16 protein-coding genes are annotated in these 16,079 nt (G+C 58.8%); 8 read left to right on the forward strand and 8 right to left on the reverse strand.

The features are described from left to right. Nucleotides 1-71 precede the first annotated feature (71 nt). A complete protein-coding gene (locus AC1DWZ_RS13425; protein WP_477169402.1) occupies nucleotides 72-698 on the forward strand; it encodes a helix-turn-helix transcriptional regulator in 627 nt (208 codons plus the stop codon). A 131-nt stretch (nucleotides 699-829) separates the two neighbouring features. On the opposite strand, the gene AC1DWZ_RS13430 is transcribed toward AC1DWZ_RS13425, so the two are convergent. The 5 genes from AC1DWZ_RS13430 to AC1DWZ_RS13450 all read right to left on the reverse strand — a co-directional run bounded on the left by AC1DWZ_RS13430 (nucleotide 830) and on the right by AC1DWZ_RS13450 (nucleotide 4,899). After that, on the reverse strand, nucleotides 830-1,540 hold the full coding sequence (locus AC1DWZ_RS13430) for a glutathione binding-like protein (protein WP_477169403.1): 711 nt from the start codon (nucleotides 1,538-1,540) through the stop codon (nucleotides 830-832). A gap of 137 nt (nucleotides 1,541-1,677) precedes the next feature. Beyond that, nucleotides 1,678-1,908 (reverse strand): hypothetical protein, encoded by a 231-nt coding sequence (locus AC1DWZ_RS13435; protein WP_477169404.1) that lies wholly within the window; start codon nucleotides 1,906-1,908, stop codon nucleotides 1,678-1,680. Nucleotides 1,909-1,987: 79 nt separating this feature from the next. Beyond that, nucleotides 1,988-3,361 (reverse strand): aspartate aminotransferase family protein, encoded by a 1,374-nt coding sequence (locus tag AC1DWZ_RS13440; protein ID WP_477169405.1) that lies wholly within the window; start codon nucleotides 3,359-3,361, stop codon nucleotides 1,988-1,990. A gap of 63 nt (nucleotides 3,362-3,424) precedes the next feature. Then, nucleotides 3,425-3,547: a hypothetical protein gene (locus tag AC1DWZ_RS13445; RefSeq protein WP_477169406.1), complete on the reverse strand. Its 123-nt coding sequence runs from the start codon at nucleotides 3,545-3,547 to the stop codon at nucleotides 3,425-3,427. A 2-nt stretch (nucleotides 3,548-3,549) separates the two neighbouring features. Next, nucleotides 3,550-4,899, reverse strand: a complete 1,350-nt coding sequence (locus AC1DWZ_RS13450) for a glutamine synthetase family protein (RefSeq protein WP_477169407.1) — start codon at nucleotides 4,897-4,899, stop codon at nucleotides 3,550-3,552. Between the two features lie 209 nt (nucleotides 4,900-5,108). Between AC1DWZ_RS13450 and AC1DWZ_RS13455 the strand changes: the two genes are divergently transcribed. Next, complete coding sequence (locus tag AC1DWZ_RS13455) at nucleotides 5,109-5,546, forward strand: VOC family protein (protein ID WP_477169408.1); 438 nt, start codon at nucleotides 5,109-5,111, stop codon at nucleotides 5,544-5,546. A gap of 67 nt (nucleotides 5,547-5,613) precedes the next feature. Here the strand turns inward: AC1DWZ_RS13455 and ald are convergent, their stop codons facing one another. Next, entirely contained in the window at nucleotides 5,614-6,732 is a 1,119-nt protein-coding gene (ald, locus tag AC1DWZ_RS13460; RefSeq protein ID WP_477169409.1) for an alanine dehydrogenase, read from the reverse strand. Between the two features lie 67 nt (nucleotides 6,733-6,799). Beyond that, nucleotides 6,800-8,158: an omega-aminotransferase AptA gene (aptA, locus tag AC1DWZ_RS13465; RefSeq protein ID WP_477169410.1), complete on the reverse strand. Its 1,359-nt coding sequence runs from the start codon at nucleotides 8,156-8,158 to the stop codon at nucleotides 6,800-6,802. A gap of 193 nt (nucleotides 8,159-8,351) precedes the next feature. On the opposite strand from aptA, the gene AC1DWZ_RS13470 reads away from it, so the two are divergent. Next, nucleotides 8,352-8,912: a cupin domain-containing protein gene (locus AC1DWZ_RS13470; RefSeq protein ID WP_477169411.1), complete on the forward strand. Its 561-nt coding sequence runs from the start codon at nucleotides 8,352-8,354 to the stop codon at nucleotides 8,910-8,912. Nucleotides 8,913-9,036: 124 nt separating this feature from the next. Then, nucleotides 9,037-9,855, forward strand: coding sequence for a tetratricopeptide repeat protein (locus AC1DWZ_RS13475; RefSeq protein WP_477169412.1), 819 nt, complete (start codon nucleotides 9,037-9,039; stop codon nucleotides 9,853-9,855). Between the two features lie 54 nt (nucleotides 9,856-9,909). On the opposite strand, the gene AC1DWZ_RS13480 is transcribed toward AC1DWZ_RS13475, so the two are convergent. Next, the gene (locus tag AC1DWZ_RS13480; RefSeq protein WP_477169413.1) at nucleotides 9,910-11,010 is read right to left on the reverse strand and encodes a mandelate racemase/muconate lactonizing enzyme family protein; all 1,101 of its coding nucleotides are present in this window, start codon (nucleotides 11,008-11,010) and stop codon (nucleotides 9,910-9,912) included. Nucleotides 11,011-11,796: 786 nt separating this feature from the next. On the opposite strand from AC1DWZ_RS13480, the gene AC1DWZ_RS13485 reads away from it, so the two are divergent. From AC1DWZ_RS13485 to AC1DWZ_RS13500, 4 genes are all read left to right on the forward strand, one after another. Next, the gene (locus AC1DWZ_RS13485; RefSeq protein WP_477169414.1) at nucleotides 11,797-12,963 is read left to right on the forward strand and encodes an extracellular solute-binding protein; all 1,167 of its coding nucleotides are present in this window, start codon (nucleotides 11,797-11,799) and stop codon (nucleotides 12,961-12,963) included. Nucleotides 12,964-13,126: 163 nt separating this feature from the next. Beyond that, nucleotides 13,127-14,212, forward strand: coding sequence for an ABC transporter ATP-binding protein (locus tag AC1DWZ_RS13490; protein WP_477169415.1), 1,086 nt, complete (start codon nucleotides 13,127-13,129; stop codon nucleotides 14,210-14,212). After that, nucleotides 14,205-15,209 carry an ABC transporter permease gene (locus AC1DWZ_RS13495; protein WP_477169416.1) on the forward strand — a complete coding sequence of 335 codons (1,005 nt, stop codon included), beginning with the start codon at nucleotides 14,205-14,207 and terminating at the stop codon, nucleotides 15,207-15,209. The genes AC1DWZ_RS13490 and AC1DWZ_RS13495 overlap by 8 nt, the downstream gene beginning before the upstream one ends. Further along, on the forward strand, nucleotides 15,206-16,078 hold the full coding sequence (locus tag AC1DWZ_RS13500) for an ABC transporter permease (RefSeq protein WP_477169417.1): 873 nt from the start codon (nucleotides 15,206-15,208) through the stop codon (nucleotides 16,076-16,078). Before AC1DWZ_RS13495 ends, AC1DWZ_RS13500 begins: the two co-directional genes overlap by 4 nt. Nucleotide 16,079 lies beyond the last annotated feature (1 nt).

The following is a 16,079-nucleotide window of genomic DNA, read 5'->3' on the forward strand; positions in this document are numbered from 1 at the left end:
CGGAACTTAGAAGGCGATCCATGGAAAGTAAATGCTTTCTAAATTAGGTGCAGTGCGATATTTTAGAGGCCATGGCAGATTTTGGTCCCACCCGAGTCCTGGAAGTCCTGAAAGCCGAGGGCGCGCTCACCGCGTCGCGCATCGGCCAGCATCTCGACATGACTGCCGTGGGCGCGCGGCAGCATCTCAACCGCCTGTGTGCTGCGGGATTGGTCACTTTCGAGGACAAGCGCCAGGCGATCGGCCGGCCGCAGCGGCTCTGGTCCTTGAGCGAGCAGGGCCACGCCCATTTCGACGACCGCCACCGCGATCTCGCCAGCGAGTTGCTGGCCGCCATCATCATCGCCAAGGGCGACGATGGCCTTGCCGACATTTTGGCCGCCCGCGAGGTGCAGCAGCTGCAACGCTATCGCGCGACATTGGGTGCGGGTGGATCACTGGCCGAGCGTGTGCGTCGCCTCACCGATCTCCGTCGCATCGACGGCTATATGGCGGAGTGCCGCGAAGATTCCGGCGGCGCCTGGCTGATGACCGAAAACCACTGCCCGATCGCCCAGGCGGCGAAAGCCTGTTCGGGCCTGTGCGGCGCAGAGCTGAAGCTGTTTCAGGAAGTGATGGGCAAGGACGTCAGCGTCACCCGCACCCAGCATATGCTGGGCGGGGACCGGTGCTGTGCTTATCGGATTGAGGCGAGATAGGTTCCTCTAACCGTCAACACACTTCGTCATGGTCGGCGAAGGCCGACCATCCACGAGTTTCAATGTGATACGAAGAAAGCAACTCGTGGATCCTCCGCCTTCGCGGAGGATGACGATGAAAGGGCAATCTGTCACCGCGCTGCGTTGGCGACGCTGGCTGCGGTCTGGTTGAAGAGGACGCTTCTGCTAGCGTCTGTCACGGCGGGGCGGTTGGAAATCTCCGTGCCCTTGGCGTAGGCGGCCTTCGTCGCAGGACGTGCCGCGATAGCGTCGAACCAGCGTTTCAAGTTCGGTGTGTCTTCCAGCTTTTGGCCCTGGCGCTCATACGGAACGACCCAGGGATAGGCTGCCATGTCGGCGATGCTGTAATCGGCGCCGGCAAGGTAGGCGTGTTTGGCAAGCCGCCGGTCGAGGACGCCATAGAGGCGGTTGGTCTCATTCACATAGCGGTTGATGGCGTAGGGGATCTTCTCTGGCGCATAGATGGCGAAATGGTGGTTCTGCCCGGCCATGGGGCCGAGGCCGCCCATCTGCCAGAATACCCATTCCAGCGTGCTCTTGCGGCCGCGCAGATCCTTGGCCATGAAACGGCCGGTCTTTTCAGCCAAGTAGACCAGGATGGCGCCGGATTCGAATACGGTCACCGCTTCGCCGCCATCGCTGGGATTGTGATCGACGATGGCCGGCATGCGGTTGTTGGGTGAAAAAGCGAGAAAGTCCGGCTTGAACTGGTCGCCGGCACCGATGTCGACTGGCACGATGCGATAGTCGAGGCCGGCCTCTTCCAGGAACATCGTGATCTTGTGGCCATTCGGTGTCGGCCAATAATAGAGATCGATCATGTGGGGCTTTCCTCATATCAGGCGTTTCGCTGAGGTGAGAGTTAGGCGACCCAACGCTTCAGACAAGTGCCAAATCTGCGCGCAAGAGCCGCGAGCCATGCAGAAAGAAAAACCGCGTGTGAAACGCGGGCAATCGGTCAACGCCGATTGCGCGGATGATCGGCGGCCTTGCGTTCATTGCCACGCTTATAGTTGCCGGTGAGGCGCGCCATCACCTGCTGCGCCGTAGCGTGGTCGCAGCCTTCCATCTCCTGAAGGAAATCGTCGGCCCGCGCACCGCGCAATGTGGTGGCGAGGCGCCCATAGTGATGGATCTGAACCTCGCCGGTTTTGCGGGCGGTAAAGGTGAAACCGAGATCATCTTGCATGAGTGAGCCTCACATGAAACCGCGACCGTCCGGAGATAAATCCAAACGGCCGCGGGGTTCACAATCCAACGTTCAGCGCTTACTTTACGCCGACATCCTTCGCCGTGGCATCCAAGGCGATGGTCGCGAGCTTCATGAACTCGTCGACATGTTCCCTGGTCCAGGTGAGCGGCGGCGACATCAACATGGTGTCGCGGGTCGCCCGCATGACAAGGCCGTTCTTGACGCAATGATCGCGGCAGATAGTGCCGGTCTGGCCAAGGGGCTCAAACGTCTTATGGGTCTTCTTGTCCTTCACCAGTTCGATGGCGCCGACAAAGCCCATGGAGCGGACTTCGCCCACCAGCGGATGGTCACGCAATTCCTCAAGACGCTTGGCAAGATAGGGGCCAGTGACGTCATGAACGTTTTCGACCAGCTTCTCCTCGCGAATGATGCGAATGTTCTCGATCGCGACCGCACAGGAGACCGGATGGCCGGAATAGGTGAAGCCGTGGTTGAAATCGCCGAACGAGTTGATCACCTCGGCGACGCGGTCCGCGACCATGATGGCCGAAAGCGGCATGTAGCCGGAGGTAAGGCCCTTGGCGAGGGTCATGAAATCAGCTTCGATCTTGAACGGCTCGGACGCGAACATGTAGCCGGTGCGACCAAAACCGCAGATGACTTCGTCGGCGATGACCAGCAGATCATATTTCTTGCAGATCTTCTGGATTTCCGGCCAGTAGGTCGCGGGCGGAATGATGACGCCACCGGCGCCCTGGATCGGTTCGCCGATGAAGGCTGCGCAATTCTCGGCGCCGAGTTCAAGGATCTTGTCTTCAAGTGCCTTTGCTGCCTGCAGGCCGAATTCATCGGGGCTGAGCGAGCCGCCATCGCCATACCAATAGGGCTGCTTGATATGCGCATGGCCCGGCAACGGCAAATCAGCGAGTTCGTGCATATAGTTCATGCCGCCCAAGCTCGCCGCGACCATGGTCGAGCCGTGATAGCCGTTCCAGCGGCTGATGATGGTCTTCTTTTTCGGCTGCTTCTTCAAATTCCAATAGGTCCGCACCATGCGCACGATGGTGTCGTTGGCATCCGAGCCCGAGAGGCCATAGAAGACATGGTTGAACTGCTTCGGGGTCATGTCGACCAGCAGCGTCGACAGCTCAGCGACCGGCGGATGGGTGGTCTTGAAGAAGGTGTTGTAGTAGGGCAGCTCCAAAAGCTGTGCATGGGCTACGTCGGCGATCGACTTGCGGCCATAACCGATGTTGACGCACCAGAGGCCTGCAAACGCATCCAGCATCTTGTTGCCGTCGGAATCGAAGAGATACGTGCCCTCGGCTCTCGCGATGACACGGGCGCCCAGCTTCACCAGTTCGTTCTGGTCGGTGAAGGGATGGAGATGCTGCCGGTCCTGGGCCTGCCATTCGGCGGTGCTGTTGCGCTTCATTTGTACGGTCATGATGGAAATCCTTATGCGATCGATAACGGTTCTATAGCGGTGACGATACAGGGGTGCCACGCCTCACGGATTGAAATTCACCCGCGCCGTCAGGATCAGGATTTCGGTGCGGCGCGACAATTGGCTGACCGCCGCCTCAACCGAGGCGGCGGTGCTGGCCGATTGCTTGCCGGTCGTTCCGCGCATTCTCAGACGTTCAACAACAGATGCTCGCGTTCCCACGAGCTGATGACGTCCTGATAAGCCTCAAGCTCGGCCATCTTGACGATCCACAACGCCTTGATGAATTTTTCGCCGAGCAACGGCCGGATCGGTTTGCAAGCCATGAAGCGCTGCAAGGATTCCTGCGCCGTCTTGGGCAGCGTATGTGCCATGCGATAGGCACTACCCGTGATCAAATTGGTTGGCTTCAACCGTTCGACCATGCCGAGATAGCCTGCTACCAGCGATGCCGCCATGGCGAGATAGGGGTTTGCATCAGCACCGGCGAGCCGGTTTTCGATGCGACGGCCCGGACCGCTGGAGACCGGCACGCGCAGCCCGCAGGAGCGATTGTCGACGCCCCATTGCACATTGATCGGCGCATCGAATTGCGGACGCAGGCGGCGATACGAATTCACGTTCGGCGCCAGCATCGGGATCAGCTGCGGCAGATATTTCTGCAGACCGGCGACATGGGCGCGGAACATGGCTGAATCGCGGCCCTTGGAATCGGCGAACAAGGTCTTGCCTGTGCGCTTCTCCACCACCGACTGGTGGATATGCATCGAGGAGCCCGGCTGGTTGGCCAGCGGCTTCGACATGAAGGTGGCATAGATGCCATGCTTCATCGCGGCCTGGCGCACGGTGCGCTTGAACAGAAATGCCTGATCGGCGAGTTCGAGCGGGTTGCCGTGGTTGAAGTTGATCTCCATCTGCGCCGAACCCGATTCATGGACCAGCGTATCGACATCGATCTCCGAGCGTTCACAGTAATCGTAGACGTCCTCGAAGATATGATCGAACTCATTGACGGCATCGATTCCGTAAGCCTGGCTGCCGGTTTCGGCGCGGCCGGACTTGCCGATCGGCGGCAACAGCGGCAGATCGGGATCGGTGTTGACCTGCACCAGATAGAATTCCAGCTCCGGTGCGACGACGGGCTTCCAGCCCTTGGCATCGTAGAGCTCGAGCACGCGCTTCAGCACATAGCGGGAGGCATGCTCAACCGGCTTGTCATTGACATCGAAGCAATCGTGGATGACCTGGGCCGTCGGATCCTTGTACCAGGGCACGATGCGGATGGTGTTGGGATCCGGGCGCAGATAGACATCGGGGTCCTGGAAAGAACCCATCGTGTCTTCTTCGATATCCGGATAATCGCCGGTGACGGTCTGCAGGAACACGCTGCTTGGCAGGCGCAGGCCGTCATCACGCACACCCTTCATGAACTTGGTCGCGGGCAGGATCTTGCCGCGCGGAATCCCGTTCATGTCGGGGACGAGGCATTCCACCTCATCCACTTTCCGTTCGCCAATCCAATCGTCTATATACTTCATGATAAAGAACCATATATCTCAAATGTGATGGTCGCATATGACCTTGTGCGCCAACCAAAACGGTCGGCAATGCCCGCAGAAACTAGCCTAGAACGGGCCTTTTGTCCAAGCCGGGCGGTTATGCGCGGAACGCACGCCAGAACCTTGCTGTTCTGCCGATTAACGATTTTACGCCAACGATAGCTGTCCATTTGTGAAGGAAGAAAGCGATGTCAATCCGGCCGAGAATCAGCCTCATCACTTTGGGCGTGCATGATCTCGCGCGTGCGAGACAGTTTTATGAAACAGGCTTGGGATGGACGCCGTCCAGCGCGGGCAACGAACATGTCGTGTTTTTCCAATTGGCGGGCGGTGTCGGCCTCGGTCTCTTCAGCCGCAAATCCTTGGCGGAAGATGCGCATATCGCGGATGTCGGTGCTGGATTCGGCGGCATCACGCTGGCGCAGAACATGGAATCCAAAGCCGAGGTCGACCGCGTCATTGCAACCGCCGTGGCAGCGGGTGGCACGTTGCTGAAGGCCGCCGAGGATGTGTTCTGGGGTGGCTATTCCGGCTATTTCGCAGACCCCGAAGGTCATCCCTGGGAGATTGCGTGGAATCCATTCTTCCCCTTGTCGAAAGATGGTGGGATCACGCTGCCCGAATAGAAATGAGGGCAAACAAAAACGGCGGAACCATCTGGTTCCGCCGTTGTCGCAAAGTCGGATAATTTTCTTAGAGGCCGAGAGCTTCCGCCGCCGGCACGTATTTCTTCTTCAGATCGTCGGCCACGGCCTTGTAGGTGATCTTGCCTTCATGAACATTGAGGCCGTTCATGAGATGCGGATCGGCTGCCAGCGCCTTCTTGGCGCCCTTGTCGGCCAGCGCCAGAGCGAAGGGCAGGGTGGCGTTGTTGAGGGCGAAGGTCGAAGTGCGGCTGAGGCCGCCCGGCATGTTGGCGACGCAATAGTGGATGATGCCGTCGACCACATAGACCGGGTCGGCATGGGTGGTGGCCTTCGAGGTTTCGAAGCAACCGCCCTGGTCGATCGCGATGTCGACAAGGACTGAGCCCGGACGCATCTGCTTGATCATTTTGCGGCTGACCAGCTTGGGTGCAGCAGCACCGGGCACCAGCACCGCGCCGATCACGAGATCGGCGTTGATGACATGCTCTTCAATCGCATCGAGTGTCGAGTAGCAGGTGTAGATCTTGCTGCCGAACATCTCGTCCAGCTGGCGCAGGCGGTCGACCGAGCGGTCGATGACGGTGACATGCGCTTCCATGCCCATCGCCATACGGACGGCATTGGTGCCGGAGACGCCGCCGCCGATGACGACGACCTTGGCCGGCGCCACGCCGGGAACGCCACCCAGCAGGATGCCAGCACCACCCTGGGCTTTTTCGAGGTAATGCGCGCCGACCTGGACCGACATGCGGCCGGCCACTTCCGACATCGGCGCCAGCAGCGGCAAGCCGCCACGGGCGCTGGTGATGGTCTCATAGGCGATAGCGGTGCAGCCAGACTTGATCAGGCCTTCGGTCTGCACGGGGTCCGGCGCCAGATGCAAGTAGGTGTAAAGGATCTGCCCCTTGCGGAGCATCTTGGTTTCCTTGGGCTGCGGTTCCTTGACCTTGATCACCATCTCGGCCTTGGCAAAGACGTCTTCGGCGCTCTTGGCGATCGTGGCGCCGGCCGCCTTGTAGGCGCGGTCATCGAGGCCGATACCTTCGCCAGCGCCGGTTTCGATCAGCACCTTGTGGCCATGATGGACGAGTTCGCGCACGGAGGCGGGCACCAGGCCGACACGATACTCATGGTTCTTGATCTCTTTAGGAACGCCGATAAGCATAGGTCTTCTCCAATAGTAAACGCACCGGCCAGCCCGAACGGGGCCAGCCGGTGCGCATTTGCAGCAGTTAATCGATCGACTTCAGGACATCGGCCATGATCGAGACAGCCTGGTCGATATGGCTCTTTTCCACGATGAAGGGCGGTGACATGGCGATGATATCGCCGGTAACGCGGATCAGCATGCCCTTCTCATAGGCTTTGAGGAAGGCATCCATGGCGCGGGCCCCCGGCTTGCCGGGACGTGATTCCAGCTCGATGGCACCAACCAGGCCGACATTGCGCAGGTCGGTGACATGCTTCGTGCCCTTTAGGCTGTGGATCGCATTTTCCCAATAGGGTGCCAGATCCTTCACACGATCGAACAGGCCTTCGTTCTTGTAGATGTCGAGAACGGCGAGGCCAGCCGCACAGGCAACCGGATGTGCCGAATAGGTATAACCGTGGAACAACTCAATGGCGTTCTCAGCCGAGTTGTTCATGAAGGTGTCGTAGATGTCCTTCGAGACGATGACACCGCCCATCGGAATGGCGCCGTTGGTGAGGCCCTTGGCGCAGGTGATCATATCCGGCGTGACACCGAAATAATCGGCGCCGAAATTGGTTCCGAGGCGGCCGAAGCCGGTGATGACTTCGTCGAAAATCAGGATGATGCCGTGCTTGGTGCAGATCTCGCGCAGCTTCTCGAGATAGCCCTTCGGCGGAATGAGGACACCTGTCGAACCCGCGACCGGCTCGACGATGACAGCGGCGATGGAGCTCGCATCATGGAGCGCCACCAGACGCTCGAGATCGTCGGCCAAATGCGCACCCCAGGCCGGCTGGTTCTTGCTAAATGCCATTTCCTTGGCATTGTAGGTGTGCGGCAGATGATCGACGCCGCCCAGGGCGGTACCGAACCATTTGCGGTTGTTGACCATGCCGCCCACGGAAATGCCCCCGAAGCCGACGCCATGATAGCCGCGCTCACGGCCGATGAGACGGGTCCGCGTGCCCTGGCCTTTGGCGCGCTGATAGGCGAGCGCGATCTTCAAAGCGGTGTCGACCGATTCAGAGCCGGAATTGGTGAAGAAGACATGGTCGAGACCGGTCGGCGCCAAGGCTGCGACGCGCGAGGCAAGCTCAAACGCGGCCGGATGCGCCATCTGGAAAGGCGGGCAATAATCCATTTCCTGGATCTGGTGGGCGACGGCTTCCGAGATTTCCTTGCGGCCGTGGCCGGCATTGACGCACCACAGGCCCGCCGTGGCGTCGAGAACCTTCTTGCCCTCGATATTGGTGAAATGCATGCCTTCGGCTTTGACGAACAGGCGCGGATTGCCCTTGAAGTGCCGGTTCGACGTGAAGGGCATGAAGAAGGCTTCGAGATTGTTCGGCGTCGGCTTGAACTGAGTCGCTTCGAACGACTTGGAAGTGCGATTGGACATAGCGGTTCCTAACGGTTTGATGGGCCGGATCGGATTGATGGGCGACATTACCACGCTAAAGAAAATAAACAAGCGGCAGGCAGCTCAATTCAATTGGTGCAAAGATATGGCCTAAAATCATTGATTCTGCGATTTATGTGATTAATATACTTATCAAGCAGCCGAGGCTGTTAAGCATTTAGCGGTGGCCGAGATGGACGAAAACAGTGGCTTTGACCTAGGCGCCCGTCTCAAGGCGCTGCGGGATTCCCATAGTTTATCGCAGCGGGAGCTGGCCAAACGCGCCGGTGTCTCCAACGCCATCATTTCGATGATCGAGCAGAACCGCTCCTCGCCCTCGGTCGGCATGTTGAAGAAGCTGCTGGACGGCTTCCCCATGAGTCTGGCCGAATTCTTTGCCGACGATTTGAAGCCGCGCGCACAAATCTTTTTTGCTGCCCCGGAACTTATTGAACTGGCCGGCGGTGCTGTTTCCTATCGCCAGGTCGGCCGCGACATGACGGGCAAGGCCATCCAGCTGATGCACGAGCATTACCAGCCAGGCGCCGACACAGGCGCCCAGATGCTCGTCCATGAAGCGGAAGAGGGGGGCGTCATCATCCGCGGCAAGCTCGAGGTGACCGTGGGCGACCAGACCCGCGTGCTGGGTCCTGGTGACGCCTATTACTTCGACAGCCGCACCCCGCACCGCTTCCGCAATGTCGGCACGGATGAATGCGAAGTCGTGACCGCCAACTCGCCGCCAAGTTTCTAAAACAATTCCGACCTGCAATCATTTGCTGAAACGTGGCATGGCATCTCACACTTGAAGTTGATGATGCCGTCACGTGCGGATATGTTCCAGCCAACGCGTTAAAATTATTGAGGCACCAAGGCATATGACGAAATTCTTCAAATCATCCCTGATCATATGGGCGCTGTCGTGCCTGATCGTCTGTGCCAATCTCTTCGGGGTGTTGCCGGCATCCGCTGATCAGCTTCAGGATGCAAAGGACGCTTATAACGATAAGGATTATGAAACGGCGATGCAGTTGCTCTTGCCGCTTGCCGAGAAGGGCAACGCGGTTGCGCAATACAAAGTCGGCCATCTCTACAAGAATGGTTTGGGTGTTGACCAGGACTATGAAGAAGCCGCGGATTGGTTTCTCAAAGCAGCTGGCCAGGGTAACGAGGACGCGCAGTATACTCTTGGAAACCTCTATTTGGATGGTCTTGGGGTCAAGCGGGACTATGCCGAAGCATATAAACTGCTACGCCCAATCGCCGACCGCGGAGCGGCGGACGCGCAGACCTCTATTGCCCTGATGTATCTCGAAGGCAAGGGCGTGCCGGATGACGACGCTGAGGCCGCCAAATGGTATCGTCTTGCCGCTGACCAGGGATATGCCCGTGCTCAGCACAGTCTTGGAAACCTGTACCTGGATGGTCAGGGTGTGACGCAGGACAATGCCGAAGCCCTCAAATGGTACACGCTGGCAGCAAATCAGAATTTTGGCCTGTCGCAGTCGAACATCGCCTTTCTCTATCAGGACGGCAAGGGCGTGACGCAGGACTATGTGGAGGCGAAGAAATGGTTTCTCCTGGCGATCAAGAATGGCGATCGACAGGCGCCTCGCTGGGATAAAGCCCTCGCCGCCAAAATGACCGACGAACAGATTGCCGAGGCGGAAAAGCGCGCTGAAGACTGGAAGCCCTGACCGTCTCAACGTTCCAGGAGATCGCCGCTGGCAACTTGATCGCGGGGAAGCGTTCTACATTTCACTCTTCTGATACCGTGCCTTGTCCAGCCAGTCCTGGCGGATTTCGACACCCCAGCCGGGGCCCTCGGGAATCTGGACCTTGCCGTCTTTGGCGACGAGCACGGGATCGAACAGGCCCGTTTCCCACGGATAATAGTCCAGCCCCTCGATCGAATATTCGACATAGGGGCCGGCATTCTCGATGGCGCCCATGAGGTGGAGCGTAAACACGGTCACCAGCGACTGGTTCGCTGAATGGGGCGTCACTGGCAGGCCTGCCGCCTTCGCCATGTTGACGACCTTCATTGTCCTGTTGATGCCACCCAGATAGCAGACGTCAGGCTGTACGACATCGACCGCGCGCATGTTGATGGCGAAGCGCCAGAGTGCGAGATCACAATCCTGCTCGCCGCCGGTGACATCGAGAGCCAAGGCCTCTTTCACCTCTTTGGTCCAATCATATTCCCAATAGGGGCAGGGCTCTTCAAAATGGATGATGCCATGCTGCTCCAGCATGCGGCCGACTTCGATGGCTTTCTTCGGCGTGTAGCCGCTATTGCCATCGACCAGCAGGCGGACATCGTCGCCCAGCGTCTTGCGGATCAGTGGCACAATCTCGTTCGTGCGGCCGGGCCATTCATCCTGGTCATGGCCGCATTCCTTACCGACCCGGAATTTGAAGGCATCATAGCCATGCGCGTCACGCAGCTTGATGAAGCGCGCGGCTTCTTCCTTAGGCTTGATCTCGCCCCGCTTCATGCTGGATGCATAGACCGGAAAAGGGCGCGGTCTGCCCCCCAAGAGTTCGCAGACGCTCTTGCCCTCGATTTTGCCGCGCAGATCCCAAAGCGCGGTATCGAGTCCGGTGATGGCGCGCATGAGGTACGAGCCCGGAAATTTATGCTCGCGTTCGGGAATAGTCGTCACCAGCGTTTCGATATCGAGCGCGTTGGCGCCCAGCGCATAGCGCGCGACTTGGCGGTGAAAGATCTGGCAGGTGATGTCGGCATTGTAAGTCGAGACCTGGCCCCATCCTTGACGACCATCGTCTGTCGTCACGCGGACAAAGCCCACCGCCTGATTGCTGAAAGTCTCCAGCGTCTTGATCTTCATCGCACACGAACTCCCCCGAAATCGGCCGCGAAGCGTTTCCCGCGGCGGCGGCAACTCTAACCACCACACAGGATGACGGCAATCTGCGTAAGATGTGGAAGGACCCAAAAACCGATCCGGATATCGATGTCCTCTTGCCGGCAAAGAATGCGAACCGATCATCATATCGACTGCAGGTTGCAAGGATGTGACGCTCGGGCGGTAGCGCTGGCGATGGCTAACCGACGATTGCCGACCGCAGTACCGCTCTGCCGTCTCGAGAGTTCATAGCTGCCTGATAGACTGTGCGGTGCATCAAAGGCCCGGACCTGCCGGACGCCTGTCGTCTGGCCCTAGACGTTCTTTGAATCTGGCCCCGGCTTGCGGGCCGTTCGCGTCTGCGGTAAAAGCGTCTGGCCATATCTCACAGTCGCTTTGGGGGCAGATCGATGTTGAGAGGTTTCATGTTTTTGCGCCGGACGGCGGACCAAGTGACTGGCTCAGCTATTCTGGGGGCTGTGCTTGCCGTTGCATGACATGATGGCCTTCAGATGCCGCCCGTGGGCGTCCAGCCCAAAGCCTGCGCACATTATTCGGTTCTCGGACGGGTTGCGGGGTATGCCCCGGGCCGGCGGCGATCTCCGCAGGCTTCACGAATTGTTGAGAGCATTCACTTTTCCAATCCTAAATGCATAATTGGAAGTCCATACTGTCAAGAAACGCCAAATCAAAAACGGTTACGAAACAGGTCTAGGGAAACGATTGTCGCGCCGGGCATTCCGCCCGTCGCCAACAGGGAGGTTCGATATGTCAAAGAAGACGTTGACTTCCGCGCAGAAAACAATGCGCGCTGCTATGCTGTCTCGCCGCACCATGCTGCAATCCGCGACCGCCGTCGGCGCTGTCGGATTGACCGCCCCGATGTTCGTCAAGAATGCGTTTTCGTCCTCAGGTGAATTGAACCTGCTGATGTGGTCCGACGAGTTCCCCGATCCGGTCATTCCGGGTTTCGAAAAAGCCACGGGTATCAAGGTCAACCAGACCCCGTTCTCGCAGAACGAAGAGCAGATCAACAAGCTGCAGGCGACCGGCGGCGATGGCTTCGATCTTTGCCAGCCGACCTGCAACCGCGCCCCGCAGTACAAGGACCTGCAGGTCCTGGCGCCCTACGATACCAACAAGCTGAAGAACATGTCGGCCTTCGTCTCATCGATGCTCGACAGCTCGAAGAAGCTTTGGACCTGGGAAGACGGCCTCTATCATCTGCCGCATTGCTGGGGTTCGGAAGCGATCTCCTATCGCACGGATCTCTACAAGGGTGACGTCGCCAACCTCAGCTACGGTTCGCTGTGGGAAGATGGCGTCAAGGGCCACATCCAGGGTCGCGGCCACTCCTTCCTGCTCGGTATCGGTCTGTGGATGGACGCGTCGGGCAAGCTGCCGAGCAATCGCATGCTCGACGGCTACAAGGACGAAGCTTCGTTCAAGAAGGTGTGGGACCCGATCCTGGCCTTTGCCATCGAGCACAAATCCTGGGTGAAGCAGTTCTGGGATTCGGCCGATAACACCAAGTCCGGCCTGATGGAAAACGATGTGTGGATCGGCCAGACCTGGGATGGCCCGCCGCTGTCGCTGAAGAAGGACGGCAAGCCGGTCAACTACACCTCGCCCAAGGAAGGCGCCATTGTCTGGCTTGATGGTCTCTCGCTGATGAAGGCCGCCAAGAACACCGAACAGGTCTATGAATTCCTCAACTATCTGACGACGCCTGAGGTTTCGGCTCAGGTGGCGGAGGGTTCGGGCTACAATCCGGTGATCACCGGCGGTGACGCGCTTACCTCCGACGTGTTCAAGAAGAACTTCCAGGAAGCCTATCCGGGCGACGCCCTGAAGAACGTCTGGCCGTGGCCGGCTGAACCGGGCTGGTACGCGGAAATCCGCAGCCAGTATGTCGACCAGTTCAAAGCTGCCTGATAAAAATGCTGCTTGATTAAAATAGCAGCAGGAACGCCGTCAGCCCCGGTTCGCCGGGGCTGACTCGTTTCTGGAGAGGATTTGATCCCGCTTGATCTCACCGGGTCTTGCGTGGAAACTCGTCCCAACGACAAATAACAAAAAACACAGACAGGGCAGACAAATGAGCGCGGGTGTCGAGCTTGACCGGGTTACGGTCCGCTTTGGGGAATTCACGGCTGTCGATAGCGCGACACTGGATATCAAGGGGGGCGAGTTTTTCTCGTTCCTAGGACCGTCAGGCTGCGGCAAGACCACCATCCTGCGCACCGTGTCGGGCTTTCTCGAGCCCTCCGATGGCGTCGTCAAGATTGGTGGCCAGAACATGGCCGGCATCGGGCCGAACAAGCGGCCGACGGCGTTGATCTTCCAGAATCTGGCCCTCTTTCCCCTGATGAGCGTGGCCGAGAATATTACCTACGGTCTCCGCGTACGAGGGGTCGGCAAGTCGGACCGCCGCAAGAAGGCCGACGAATTGCTGGAACTCATTGCCTTGTCCGGACAGGGCGACAAGCTGGTGAGCGAGCTGTCGGGCGGACAGAAGCAGCGTGTGGCGATTGCCCGCGCGCTTGCCGTGCAGCCTAAGGTTCTGCTCCTTGACGAACCGCTGTCGGCCCTCGATCTGAAACTCCGCCAGCATATGCGTAGCGAGCTGCGCAGTATCCAGCGGCTTGTCGGCATCACCTTCATCTACATCACCCACGACCAGGGTGAAGCCCTCACCATGTCGGACCGTATCGCCGTGATGAGCGATGGCGTCATCCAGCAGATCGGTGACGGCCAGGCTGTCTATGACGATCCGACGACATCTTTCGTTGCGTCCTTCGTCGGCGAGAATAATCCTTTCCCCGGCACGGTCGCCCAGGCCGACGGCAACTTTGCCGTGGTCGATACGCCGTTCGGTCCCTTGCGCGGTCGCAATCGCCATGGCCTGAAGCCTGGCGCCAAGGCCATTCTGTTCGTCCGGCCGGAATCGGCCAAGCTGGGGACCGGTGGTGCCGACACGACCTTTACCTCCAAGGTGAAGAGCGTCGCCTTCGAAGGCAACATGACCCATGTCTTTCTCGACGGCATCGGCAAGAAGGATATCACCGTGACGGTGGGCCGCCGCAGTTCGATGGTGATTCCGGCACAGGACGAAATTGCCACTGTCACTTACGATGCCGAGCTCGGCCTCGTTCTGCCGGAAGGGAAGATGGCCCGTGAGTAGCCGCGCCCTCGTCTTTATCGTCCCGATTGTCGTCATCGCCATCTTCTGGGTGATGGCGCAATGGGAAGCGAAACGTCATCCGGACCCGACCCGCAAGGGCTATTTCGAGCGCAACGGCATGGTGCTCGGGATTGTCTTTATTTCCCTGGTCGCCTTCTGGACCCTGTTCCTGGTGGCGCTGCCCTATCTCTACATGATCGTCGAGAGTTTCCATCCGAATTTGCCGCCGCTGCGGCGCGGTGGGCCGGACGATGTGCTGACCATCGCCCAGTACAAATCCTTCCTGGTGACACCCAACAGCGGCACGATGAACACGCTGCATATGGGCGCCCTGGTCTTTTCCATCATCGCATCGATGGCGGTGACGGCGCTCAATTTTGCGATCTGCTATCCGCTTGCCTATTACATGGCGCAGGCCGGTGCGCCCGAGAAGGTCAGGCTGCTGATGCTGGGCCTGATCGTGCCTTATTGGGTCAACGAAATCCTGCGTGCCTTTTCGCTGCGGCTGCTGCTGGCGTCTCGGGGGCTCATCAACCAGCTTTTGATGGGAACCGGCATCACCGACGCGCCAATCGATTTCCTCGGCAACAATACCGGCCTTTATGTCGGTCTTTCATATGCCTATCTCCTGGTGATGATGTTCCCGCTCTACAATGCGATCGAGAGCCTGGACAAGAACCAGATCGAAGCCGCCCGCGATCTGGGGGCACCCTGGTGGCGCATCCACAAGGATGTGGTCATCCCCTATGCCAAGCCTGGCATCGCGTCAGGCTGCACCATGGTCTTCATGCTCTCGGCGGGTTCGTTGGCAGCACCTCAGTTCCTGGGCGGGCCACGCGTACTGTGGTTCACCGCGATCATCTACGATTTCTTCTTCCAGAACTTCAACTGGGCACGCGGTGCGGCCTATGCCTTCATCCTGCTCGCCGTGTGTATAGCGCTCGTGATGCTGATGTTGCGCCTCTTCAAAGTGTCGCTTGGGGAGACGATCCGATGAGTTCCAAATTTGTCATGAAGGGGATGATCAGCTTCTACATCTTCCTCTTCTTTGCCTATCTCTTCGGGCCGCTCCTCGTCATGAGCGTCACGGCCTTCAATACGCCAAATTATCCGCAGGCCTTTCCGTTCGAAGGCTTCACCCTCGATTGGTTCGTGAAGCTGTGGAATCACCGCGCCATGATGACTGGCCTGCAGAACTCGATCATCATCGGCCTGGGCGTGGTCGCCATTTCGGTACCGGTCGGGCTTGCCGCCTCGATCATCATGAGCCAGATCTATCATCGGGCGCGCAGTCTTTATTATCTTGTCACGATCTCCCCCCTGCTGACGCCGGGAGTGATCATCGGCATCTCGACCGTGATCTTCTGGAAAGACGTCATGGGCGTCACCGATATCACCAAGGCGATATTCTATAAGGGCATCATCCTGGCGATCCTGGGGCAGGCGAGCTTCGTCTCAGCCTATTGCCTGCTGATTTTCATGGCCCGCCTGACGCGTTTCGATCGCGCGCAGGAGGAAGCTGCCCTCGATCTCGGCGCCTCCTACCCGCAGGTGTTCTGGCATATCCTGCTGCCGTTCCTGAAGCCAGCCGTGGTCTCCGCCTTCGTCATTGGCTTCCTGTCTTCGTTCGAAAACTACAACACCACGACCTTTGCCATCTTGGCCGATAAGACATTGGTCACGGTGCTCGCGGGTGAAGTGCGGCAGGGTACCAATCCGGCCCTTTCAGCATTGGCTGTCATCATCATCAGCATCTCGCTGTTTGGCGCCATTCTCTACGAGGTGGCCAAGCGCCGCGAACAAGCGCGCGCCGATCGTGCCCAGCGCAATGCCCAGATCGCCGAACGGGCCGAGGTAATCATCTGAC

Source organism: Dongia sp. P2_B8 (assembly GCF_056404715.1).